This is a genomic window from Streptomyces specialis, assembly GCF_001493375.1.
Taxonomy (GTDB): Bacteria; Actinomycetota; Actinomycetes; order Streptomycetales; family Streptomycetaceae; genus Streptomyces; species Streptomyces specialis.
This window is the reverse complement of the sequence record NZ_LN929789.1, coordinates 2,501-12,024: the sequence shown is the minus strand read 5'-3', so window position 1 is coordinate 12,024 and position 9,524 is coordinate 2,501. Positions and strand designations below refer to the sequence as shown.

Genomic DNA, 9,524 nt, shown 5'->3' with positions numbered 1-9,524 from the left:
GGTGGTGTAGGTGGTCGGTGCGGCCTGCTCCATGGCGTCTGCCCTCCACATCGCTGGCCAGTATCAGAGCGCGGACGGGACGGCGCAGGGAAGGCGGTTCGGATGATCCTCGGACAATCTGCCGAGCAGGGCGCCCAGAGCGCGGCGGCCAACTACGCGGTGGCCCTCGGCGGCACCGGCATGTTCGACGCGGACCAGCGGCATGAGATCATCGACACGATCAGCGCCGCCTCGGCGCGCGGCGACCTCCAGGACGCGTACGACGCCGACTACAGCCCCCAGCTCAACGAGAACATCGGCCTCGACGCCGAGGGCGGCGTCCCCGAGGGGTACACGTTCGTCAACCGCACCATGCCCGTCGGCACCTCGGTGACGACCTACTCGACCACCACCGCGGAGATCGCGGTGTGGTGCACGGGCCTCTTCGGCATCGCGGGCGTCGACTCCCAGAACCCCGTGCGGACCACCTGGTTCACCCTGCACCTCTCCCTGGCCTGGGAGAACGGGGACTGGCGGGTCGTCAGCACCGAGCAGACCGACGGACCAACTCCCGTGGGCGGCGACAGCGTGGTCTCCGGAGCGGACGAGATCGCGGAAGCGGTCGAAGAGTACGGAGGGTTCACCTATGCGCGTTAGCCCCCGCCTCCGCCTCGCCACCCTGGCGACGGCCTCCGCGGGCACCCTGACGCTCGGCCTCGCCCAAGCGCCCGGTGCCCGCGCCGACGAGGAGGACTGCGAGCTGATCTCGGGCGCCGCGCGGGACTACTGCGAGGGCGACGCCGGTGGTTCGGAGGAGGACGGCGGAGGCGGCGGAATCGACGATCCGCTCAGCGACTCGCTCGACCCCCTGTCGTCCCTCGCCCGGGGCTGCGCCGACGCCGCCGCCTGGATCGTCGGCGAGCTGTCGGACCTCGTGGAGGCGACCACCGAGGTCGACTTCACCAACGCGTCCTTCCTCCGCCAGTACGCCGTCGTCTTCGCCGCCTCCACGGTCCTCACGCTCGTCCTGTGGCTGCTGGCCATCGTCAAGCGCGCCATCCGGGGCGTGCCGCTGACCACGGCGCTGTCCGAGGCCGTCGGCTTCCTCTGGCTCACCGTCATGGCCTCCGCCTTCACCCCGCTCGGCCTCTACGTCGTCGTCTCCGCGACCGACGGCGTCACGGAGGCGATCGTGGCCGGCACCGGGGACAACTCCGACGCGTTCTTCGGCGACTTCGCCGCCGCCCTGGAAGCGGGCGAGGAGATCGGCGGCGGGCCGATCATGCTGATCGTCGTCTCCCTCATCTCCATCCTCGCCGCCGGCGTCCTCGCCCTGGAGCTCGTCATCCGCGCCGCCATGCTCTACGTCGGCGCCCTCCTCGGCACCGCCGTCTACGCCGGGCTGGTCGACAAGAACCTGTGGGGACACGTCCGCCGCTGGGCCGGGATCATGGTCGCGGTCATCCTCATCAAGCCCGTCATCGTGATCGTGCTCGGCCTCGCCGGCGCGCTCACCACCGACGACGGCCCGACCGCCGTCTCGTCGATCATCTCCGGGCTGGCCATCATCCTCCTGGCCATCTTCGCGTCCGCCATGATCTACCGCTTCGTGCCCGGCTTCGGCGACGAGATCGTCAACCACCGCCAGATGCGCCAGGACACCTCCAACCACGCGGCGAAGGCCGCGATCGCCACCCCGGCCACCATGCTCCGCCAGGGCATGAGCACCCATGGCACCCGCGACGCCGCGGGCGGCGGGGGCGCCGGTGGCGGCGCGGGCGGGGGGCGCCCGGCCAACCCGCTGGCCGGCGGAGTCGCCGCGCACAGTTCCCGTACGGGCCAGTCCGGGCCATCATCGTCTTCTGGCCCCAGTGGCCGCACCGGGAATCAAGGGAATCGAGGAGGTAGTCGGTGAGCGCCCCGCCGCAGACCTTCACCAGGCGCCGGACCTATCTGATCGGACGCGCCCGGCCACAGGCCATCGTCGGCAAGAACCGCGAGACGGGCGAGATCGCCCTCATCGTGGTCGGCGCGTTCCTCGGCATGATGAGCGGCCTGCTCATCCCCGTCCTGTTCCTGCGCATCATCGGCCTGGCCGGTTTCCCCCTGATGGCGTTCGCCGTCGTCTACATGCCGTACAACGGCCGCACGTTCTACAAGTGGTTCGAGATCTCCCGTTCCTACCGCCGCACCCTGCGCACCGGTGCCACGTACCGGTCGGAGGCCGCCGAGGCGGGGACGACGCTCGACGGCCGCGAGGTCGAGATCGGCGCCCCTCCCGGCGTCGGCCGGGTGCGGTGGCTGGCCGCCGCGTTCGGGCCCGACGAGCTGGCGGTCCTGCTGCACAGCGACCGCAGGACCATCACCGCCGCCATCGAGATCGAGGGGCCGGGCGTCGGCCTGCGCGACAGCGAGGACCAGGAGGCCCTGGTCGAGCGGTTCGGCACGCTGCTGAAGCATGTCGCGAACGGCGACGGCCATGTGACGCGCCTCCAGATGCGGGCCCGCCCCCCCCCCGCCGACCCCGACGCGCACGCCAACGACGTGCGCGAGCGCGGCGACATGGACGCGCCGCACTGGATCCAGGAGTCCTACGAGCAGTTGCAGTCCATGGTCTCGACCTCAAGCGAGCAGCACCGCGCCTATCTGGTGGCGTGCATGCACCACTCGCGCGAGCTGAGCAACGAGGCCCAGGCCATCGCCCGCGCGTCCCGCTCCTCCCGCGCCCCGCGCCCCGCCGGGGGCAAGCGCCGCATGTCCCAGGACGAGGCGCTCGCCATCGTCATGGCGCGCGAGTTGACCGACATCTGCGCCCGCCTGGCCGAGGCCGACATCCGCGTCCGGCAGCCGCTGGGCGAGGCGAGGCTCGCCTCCCTCATCCACTCGATGTACGACCCGGACCACCCGATCGACCACATCCAGGCCATGTCCAAGCGGAACGCCTGGCCGGCCGAGCTGGACGCCAGGGAGGCGACGTACCTCCAGGCCAAGACCCGCGAGTCGGACACCCGCGAGCCGTGGTGCCACGCCACCGCCTGGGTCAAGGAGTGGCCGATGACCCCGGTCGGGGTCAACTTCCTGGCCCCGCTGCTCGTTCACACCCCCGACGTCATCCGCACCGTCGCCGTCTGCATGGACCTCGAACCGACCGAGATCGCCATCGAGCGCATGCTGACGGAGAAGACCAACGACGAGGCGGAGGCGTCCCGCGCCGCGAAGATGAACCGCACGGTCGACCCGCGCGACGTGGCCGCCCACGGCCGCGTCGACCAGCGCGGCGACGACCTGGCCTCCGGCGCCGCCGGGGTGAACCTCGTCGGCTACATCACCGTCTCCTCTCCCCACCCCGAAGCCCTGGCCCGCGACAAGCGGACTATCCGCGCGTCCGCTGGTAAGTCATATTTGAAGCTTGAGTGGTGCGACCGCGAGCACCACCGGGCGTTCGTCAACACGCTCCCCTTCGCCACGGGGATCCGGCGATGAGCATCGCGGCGTGACCAACGGGACGACGAACCGGACGGACGAGAGGCACGTGAGGAACGTGAAGGAGGTGCTGCCACCATGTCGCCGCGCGATCCGCTGACCGCCATCACCGACGCGTTCACCAGCCTGCTCTTCGGCAGGACGGAGACGACCCGGCTGCCCGTGCGTACCTCCACGGGGCAGGCCCAGGCCGTCTATCTGCCGACCGCCGCGCCGGGCCTCGGCGACTCCGGGGTGATCATCGGCCGCGAGGTCTACTCCGGCAAGGGCTACATCTACGACCCCTTCCAGCTCTACGGCCAGCAACTCCCGGCCCCGCACTGGCTGGTGCTCGGCGAGTCCGGCAACGGCAAGTCGGCGCTGGAGAAGACGTACGTGCTGCGCCAGCTCCGGTTCCGTGACCGGCAGATCATCGTGCTCGACGCCCAGGGCGAGGACGGCGTCGGCGAGTGGAACCTCATCGCGCAGGAGCTGGGTATCACGCCCATCCGCCTGGATCCGATGGCGGCGCTCGACAGCGACATCCGGCTGAACCCCCTGGACCCGGCGATCACCACGACGGGCCAGCTCGCGCTGCTCCGCACGATCATCGAAGTCGCCCTCGGCCGCGGGCTGGACGAACGCGCCGGGTTCGCGCTGAAGGTCGCGCACGCCTACGTGCACCAGACGACCACCGACCGCCAGCCGATCCTCACCGACATCGTGGAGCGGCTGCGCCACCCCCTGCCCGAGGCGGCCGACGCGATGAACGTCGCGCTGGAGGACGTGCGGGCCTGGGGACTCGACGTGGCCCTGGTCCTCGACCGCCTCGTCGACGGTGACCTGCGCGGCATGTTCGACGGCCCGACGACGGTCGGCATCGATCTCGACGCGCCGCTCATCGTCTTCGACCTGTCGCACATCGACCGCAACTCGATCGCGATGCCGATCCTGATGGCGATCGTCGGTGTCTGGCTGGAGCACACCTGGATCAGGCCGGACCGGAAGAAGCGCATCTTCCTGGTCGAGGAGGCGTGGCACATCATCAACTCCCCGTCGGTGGCCCAGCTCTTCCAGCGCCTGCTGAAGTTCGGCCGCCGGCTCGGTCTCTCCTTCGTCGCCGTCGTCCACCATCTCTCCGACGTCGTGGACGGCGCCGCGGCCAAGGAGGCCGCCGCCATCCTCAAGATGGCGTCCACCCGCACCATCTACGCCCAGAAGTCGGACGAGGCCAGAGCCACCGGCCAGGTGCTCGGCCTGCCGCGCTGGGCCGTCGAGATCATCCCGACGCTCACCCCCGGCATGGCCGTCTGGGACGTCAACGGCAATGTCCAGGTCGTCAAGCACCTGGTCACCGAGGCCGAGCGCCCCTTGGTCTTCACCGACCGCGCCATGACGGAGTCCGCCCCCAGGGCCCTGGCCGAGGAGGACCTCCTCCCGGCCGACGAGGACCCGTACGAGGCGGAGACGGCAGCCCGCGTCATGTCCTTCGAGAAACGGCAGGGAGTCCGGTAGCGCCGGACAGCGCCATCCCCAGGAGCCTGGAAGATGTCCTACGAGCAGCGCGCACCCCGGCCGCCCGCCGGACCGGCCGCCAAGCGGGGCGGCGGCGTGCCCGACGGGCTGCTGGTCGGCACCCTGGCGGCCCTGGTCGGCCTGACCGCGTTCACCTGGTCGGCGACCTGCCTGGCCGGCTGGCTCCGGCATGGCGAGTGGCCGGTGGGCGTGTCGTTCCCCCGCACCGCGGGGGCGATGCGCGCGCTGCTCACGGCGCCCGGGGATGTCGCGGGCGCCTGGCCGGAGGCGGCGCCGGAGACGCTGCCGAACGCGTCGCTGCTGTGGCTGGTCTTCCTCGGCCAGGTGGCGCTGCTGTTCGCCACGGTGCTGTGGGTGATGGTCCGGCTGGCGCGCTGGCGTGCCCGCCGGGACGCCCCGCGGCCGGCGGAGGAGCCGGTGCCTGTTCCCGAACCGGCCCCCGTGATCGAGACCGCGCCGCCTCCGCGCGAGCCCGAGTTCCCGGCCGCCGTGGTCGCGCCGGTGCCGCCGGTCGCCGCGACGACGGCCACTCCGCCCGCTCCCGCGCTCGCGGCGTCCGCGGAGGAACCGGCCGTGGCGCGGGCGATCGCGGACGCCCCCGCCGGGCTGGTGGTCCTCGACGCGGACGGCGGCCTGTGGTCCACGACGGGCCGACGCCGCCGCGCGTTCGGCCCGGTGCACGTCTACGACCCGGGCCATGTGACGGACGCCGCCGTCCGTCTGCGCTGGGCGCCGCAGCGCGGCTGCGAGGACATGACGGCGGCCCGCCGCCGGGCCGCCGCGCTCCTGGCGCCGTTCCGCCCGGCGGAGCCGGTGTTCCGGCTCGACGCGGAGGCGGCCGAGACGTTGCTGCGCTGCTACCTGCACGCGGCGGCCCTCGCCGGGGTGCCGTTCACGCAGGTGCAGCGCTGGGCCCACGGCAGGTCCACGGGCGAGCCGGCGAAGATCCTGCGCACCCACTCCCGCGCGGCGGGGGGCGCGTCGATGGAGCTGGAGAGCACGCTGACCTCGCACCCGGGGCGGCGGGACGCCGCGCTGCTGATCATCGGCCGCGCGCTGGCGGGTCTGGAGCAGTTGCACATCCGGCAGGTCTGCACGCCCGGCCGGGGGGACGCCCTGGCCCTGGACAATCTGACGGGCGAGAGCGGCACGCTCTACATCGTGGGCGACCACAAGGAGACGGCCGGCCTGCGCGCGGCCCTGGTGGACGCCTTGACCGAGGCCCAGCCCGGTCTCACGGTCATCACCCCGGCCTGAGCGCCAACTCGTAGGCGCGCAGCGAGGAATCGCGCGGGTCCCGGTCGGCGCCGCCGGTGGGACGGAAGCCCAGCGACTCGTAGAACCGGGCGGCGCGCTTGTTGTTCTCGTGGACGCGCAGCCGTACTTCGAGCCCGTCGGCCCAGTCGATCGCGGCTCGCATCAACGCGGCGGCCAGCCCGGTGCCCCGGTGGTCCGGCAGCATGTAGACGCCGACGACGTACACGAGCCGGCGCCTGGCGAAGGCGCCGACCATGCCGCCCCAGGTCCCGTTCTCGGTCTCCCCGATGAAGATGACGCTTCGCTGCCCGGCGGCGCGGCGCTCCCACTCGTCGCGGGCGAGGCGCACGGCTTCCTCGTACGGCTCAAAGAACGCGACCGGCGCGACGGGATCCTGGAGGGCGGCGAGTCGCAACTCCCTGAGCTTCTCCCAGTCGTCGCGGTGCGTCTGCCGGATCCTGTACACCATGGGCCGATGGTTCCACCCGGTCCCACGGACCGCAACGCACGGGAGAAATGACAAAGCCCGCCGACAAATTTCGGCGGGCTTTACTCATCCATCTAATAATTGTCCGGCGGTGTCCTACTCTCCCACACGGTCCCCCATGCAGTACCATCGGCGCTGGAGGGCTTAGCTTCCGGGTTCGGAATGTAACCGGGCGTTTCCCCTCCGCCATGACCACCGGAACACCACGAAGGCAATTCCAACAGTTCACTGGCTGAAGAATTCACAGTGGACGCGAGCATCTGAGGACAAGCCCTCGGCCTATTAGTACCGGTCAACTCCACCCCTCACGGAGCTTCCATCTCCGGCCTATCAACCCGCTGGTCTCACGGGGGCCTTACCCCATCAAAGTGGGTGGGAGTCCTCATCTCGAAGCAGGCTTCCCGCTTAGATGCTTTCAGCGGTTATCCCTCCCGAACGTAGCCAACCAGCCATGCCCTTGGCAGAACAACTGGCACACCAGAGGTTCGTCCGTCCCGGTCCTCTCGTACTAGGGACAGCCCTTCTCAAGACTCCAACGCGCACAGCGGATAGGGACCGAACTGTCTCACGACGTTCTAAACCCAGCTCGCGTACCGCTTTAATGGGCGAACAGCCCAACCCTTGGGACCAACTCCAGCCCCAGGATGCGACGAGCCGACATCGAGGTGCCAAACCATCCCGTCGATACGGACTCTTGGGGAAGATCAGCGTGTTAGCCCCGGGGTAACTTTTATCCGTTGAGCGACGGCGCTCCCACAAGCCACCGCCGGATCACTAGTCCCTGCTTTCGCACCTGCTCGACCCGCCAGTCTCACAGTCAAGCTCCCTTGTGCACTTACACTCACCACCTGATAACCAACCAGGCTGAGGGAACCTTTGGGCGCCTCCGTTACCCTTTAGGAGGCAACCGCCCCAGTTAAACTACCCACCAGACACTGTCCCCGATCCGGATCACGGACCCAGGTTAGACATCCAGCACGACCAGAGTGGTATTTCAACAACGACTCCACACCGGCTGGCGCCGACGCTTCACAGTCTCCCACCTATTCTACACAAACCGAACCGAACACCAATATCAAGCTATAGTAAAGGTCCCGGGGTCTTTCCGTCCTGCTGCGCGAAACGAGCATCTTTACTCGTACTGCAATTTCACCGGGCCTATGGTTGAGACAGCCGAGAAGTCGTTACGCCATTCGTGCAGGTCGGAACTTACCCGACAAGGAATTTCGCTACCTTAGGATGGTTATAGTTACCACCGCCGTTTACTGGCGCTTAAGTTCCCAGCCTCGCCCCGAAAGGCTAACCGGTCCCCTTAACGTTCCAGCACCGGGCAGGCGTCAGTCCGTATACATCGCCTTACAGCTTCGCACGGACCTGTGTTTTTAGTAAACAGTCGCTTCTCGCTGGTCTCTGCGGCCACCCCCAGCTCCAGCAGAAAATGCCTTCACCGGGAACGGCCCCCCTTCTCCCGAAGTTACGGGGGCAATTTGCCGAGTTCCTTAACCATAGTTCACCCGAACGCCTCGGTATACTCTACCTGACCACCTGAGTCGGTTTAGGGTACGGGCCACCATGAAACATCGCTAGAGGCTTTTCTCGACAGCATAGGATCATCCACTTCACCACAATCGGCTCGGCATCAGGCCTCACCCTTAATGTCGCACGGATTTACCTGCACGACGGGCCACACCCTTACCCCGGGACAACCACCGCCCGGGATGGACTACCTTCCTGCGTCACCCCATCACTCACCTACTACCCCATCGGGCCACCGGCTCCACCACTCTGGATCACCCCGAAGGGATCACCAGCGGCTTCACGGGCTTAGCATCAAGAGATTCAGCGCTGGCGCTTCACGGCGGGTACCGGAATATCAACCGGTTATCCATCGACTACGCCTGTCGGCCTCGCCTTAGGCCCCGACTTACCCTGGGCAGATCAGCTTGACCCAGGAACCCTTAGTCAATCGGCGCACACGTTTCCCACGTGTGAATCGCTACTCATGCCTGCATTCTCACTCGTGAACCGTCCACAACACGTTCCCACGGCTGCTTCACCCAGCACACGACGCTCCCCTACCCACCACACCAAAAGATGCGGTGACACGACTTCGGCGGTGTACTTGAGCCCCGCTACATTATCGGCGCAGAATCACTCGACCAGTGAGCTATTACGCACTCTTTCAAGGGTGGCTGCTTCTAAGCCAACCTCCTGGCTGTCTCTGCGACTCCACATCCTTTCCCACTTAGCACACGCTTAGGGGCCTTAGTCGATGCTCTGGGCTGTTTCCCTCTCGACCATGGAGCTTATCCCCCACAGTCTCACTGCCGCGCTCACACTTACCGGCATTCGGAGTTTGGCTAAGGTCAGTAACCCGGTAAGGCCCATCACCTACCCAGTGCTCTACCTCCGGCAAGAAACACACGACGCTGCACCTAAATGCATTTCGGGGAGAACCAGCTATCACGGAGTTTGATTGGCCTTTCACCCCTAACCACAGGTCATCCCCCAGATTTTCAACTCTGGTGGGTTCGGGCCTCCACGCGGTCTTACCCACGCTTCACCCTGCCCATGGCTAGATCACTCCGCTTCGGGTCTTGGGCATGCTACTCAACCGCCCTCTTCGGACTCGCTTTCGCTACGGCTACCCACCAACAGGTTAACCTCGCAACACACCGCAAACTCGCAGGCTCATTCTTCAAAAGGCACGCAGTCACGACAGCAGACAACAAGTGCCCACTGCGACGCTCCCACGGCTTGTAGGCACACGGTTTCAGGTACTATTTCACTCCGCTCCCGCGGT

At 67.8% G+C, this 9,524-nt stretch carries 6 protein-coding genes and 2 rRNA genes (1 of these 8 cut by a window edge); 5 read left to right on the top strand and 3 right to left on the bottom strand.

Annotated features, from left to right (window positions below; translation table 11 throughout):
* Positions 1-102: 102 nt before the first annotated feature.
* From BN2279_RS07115 to BN2279_RS07095, 5 genes are all read left to right on the top strand, one after another.
* On the top strand, positions 103-636 hold the full coding sequence (locus BN2279_RS07115; RefSeq protein ID WP_059007594.1) for a hypothetical protein: 534 nt from the start codon (positions 103-105) through the stop codon (positions 634-636).
* On the top strand, positions 626-1,894 hold the full coding sequence (locus tag BN2279_RS07110; protein ID WP_059007592.1) for a hypothetical protein: 1,269 nt from the start codon (positions 626-628) through the stop codon (positions 1,892-1,894). Before BN2279_RS07115 ends, BN2279_RS07110 begins: the two co-directional genes overlap by 11 nt.
* Positions 1,891-3,462, top strand: a complete 1,572-nt coding sequence (locus BN2279_RS07105; protein WP_059007590.1) for an SCO6880 family protein — start codon at positions 1,891-1,893, stop codon at positions 3,460-3,462. The genes BN2279_RS07110 and BN2279_RS07105 overlap by 4 nt, the downstream gene beginning before the upstream one ends.
* A 78-nt stretch (positions 3,463-3,540) precedes the next feature.
* Entirely contained in the window at positions 3,541-4,956 is a 1,416-nt protein-coding gene (locus BN2279_RS07100; RefSeq protein WP_059007588.1) for an ATP-binding protein, read from the top strand.
* Positions 4,957-4,989: 33 nt separating this feature from the next.
* Positions 4,990-6,234, top strand: a complete 1,245-nt coding sequence (locus BN2279_RS07095) for a type IV secretory system conjugative DNA transfer family protein (protein ID WP_059007587.1) — start codon at positions 4,990-4,992, stop codon at positions 6,232-6,234.
* Here BN2279_RS07095 and BN2279_RS07090 read toward each other — a convergent pair.
* The 3 genes from BN2279_RS07090 to BN2279_RS07080 form a co-directional block, all read right to left on the bottom strand.
* A complete protein-coding gene (locus BN2279_RS07090) occupies positions 6,221-6,703 on the bottom strand; it encodes a GNAT family N-acetyltransferase (protein WP_059007585.1) in 483 nt (160 codons plus the stop codon). The two genes, BN2279_RS07095 and BN2279_RS07090, sit on opposite strands and share 14 nt — an antisense overlap.
* 101 nt (positions 6,704-6,804) lie before the next feature.
* Positions 6,805-6,921 (bottom strand): 5S ribosomal RNA (rrf, locus tag BN2279_RS07085).
* Between the two features lie 62 nt (positions 6,922-6,983).
* Positions 6,984-9,524, bottom strand: a 23S ribosomal RNA gene (locus BN2279_RS07080); it runs 569 nt beyond the window's last position.